At 69.1% G+C, this 1,710-nt stretch carries 1 protein-coding gene; it reads right to left on the minus strand.

Annotated features, from left to right (window positions below):
• Window positions 1-1,227: DEAD/DEAH box helicase (locus D7V93_RS42650; protein ID WP_244237842.1), on the minus strand; the 1,227-nt coding region annotated here is incomplete at its 3' end.
• Between the last annotated feature and the right edge of the window lie 483 nt (window positions 1,228-1,710).

Raw genomic sequence — 1,710 nt, forward strand, 5'->3', positions numbered from 1 at the left:
ACGCTGACCGCCGCCGCGCGAACCGCCACGGCCACCGGCGAGAGGCGGACGGTCGTCCTCCACGAAGTCTCCCGGCAGGGTCGCGGGCAGCAGCGAGCGGAACGAGGCATCCGCCACCACCGGCACGCTGCGGCGGATGGTGCGCTCGATGTCGCGCAGGTACTCGCGCTCCTCGGAGTCGCAGAAGGACACGGCCTGGCCGCTGGCGCCCGCGCGGCCGGTGCGGCCGATGCGGTGCACGTACTGCTCCGGCACGTTGGGCAGGTCGTAGTTGAACACGTGGCTCAACCCGTCGATGTCGATGCCGCGCGCCGCGATGTCCGTGGCCACCAGCACCCGCAGCGTGCCCGCGCGGAACTCGTCCAGCGCGCGCTCACGGGCGTTCTGGCTCTTGTTGCCGTGGATGGCGTCGGCGCGCACGCCCGCCTGCGTGAGCTGCTTGGCCACGCGGTTGGCGCCGTGCTTCGTGCGCGTGAACACCAGCGCGCGCGGAATGGCCTTCGAGTCCTGGAGCAGGTGCGTGAGCAGCGCGCGCTTCTCCTCGCGCTTCACGAAGTACACCTGCTGGCTCACCGTCTCCGCGGTGGTGGACGCGGGCGACACCTCCACCCGGATGGGGTCCTTCAGGATGTTGCGCGCCAGGTCCACGATGTCCGGCGGCAGCGTCGCGCTGAAGAACAGCGTCTGGCGCTCCTTGGGCAGCACCTTGATGACCCGCCGCACGTCATGGATGAAGCCCATGTCGAGCATGCGGTCCGCCTCGTCGAGCACGAACACCTCGAGCGCGCGCAGCGTCACGTGGCCCTGATCAATCAGATCCAACAGGCGCCCCGGCGTCGCCACGAGGATGTCCACCCCGTTGCGCAGCGCCTGGACCTGCGGCGTCTGGCCCACGCCGCCGAACACTACGGCATGGCGCAGGGGCAGGTTCTTGCCGTAGGTGCCGAAGCTCTCACTGACCTGACTCGCCAATTCGCGCGTGGGCGTCAGCACCAGGCAGCGCACCGGACGCGAACCGCCCGCGGGGGCCTTCGCCGACAGGCGCTGGAGGATGGGCAGCGCGAACGCCGCCGTCTTGCCGGTGCCCGTCTGGGCCACGCCCAGGACGTCCTTGCCCGCCAGCGCGTGCGGAATCGCCTTCACCTGGATGGGCGTCGGCGTGGTGTAGCCCTCGGCCTTCACGGCCTTGAGGAGGGAATCAGTCAACTGCAGTTCGTCAAAAGTCATGTAATCCCGCAATGATGGGTTGGCGCGCTTCCCCCTCAGGCGGGGGGCCGACCGCGCAGCGCGCCCTCCCGCGGTATTGCGGGGGCGCCTGGCGGTGCGCGGTCAGGCCGCGAAGCGGCCCGAAGCACCTGGAAGTTTCCAGGAACCCGTAAGCCCCCCGGGAGGATTCCCGGTGCTGCTCACGGTGAAGTCACACTGCCTGCAACGGGGGGCAAAGTCCCGGGAAATCCATCCGGCCAGCGGGCCGGTGCCTGTGGAGATTTTGAACAGGGCTGCAGTCCGCCTGTTCCCCAAGTCCCCAACCCAACGTTCCGCAAGGCGGGGCCCCCCTTCCTCGCCCGCCCTCCCAAGCGACCGGAATCGTTTGGAGTGCAAGCAAGTCACTTTGGGCAAACGGCTGGATTGATTGGGAAAATTCCCACCCCCTGTCGTCTGGCATGACCGTTGCTAGCCTATGGCGCGGCGCGGCGTGAAGACGCGGCC

Source organism: Corallococcus llansteffanensis (genome assembly GCF_003612055.1).
Taxonomy (GTDB): domain Bacteria; phylum Myxococcota; class Myxococcia; order Myxococcales; family Myxococcaceae; genus Corallococcus; species Corallococcus llansteffanensis.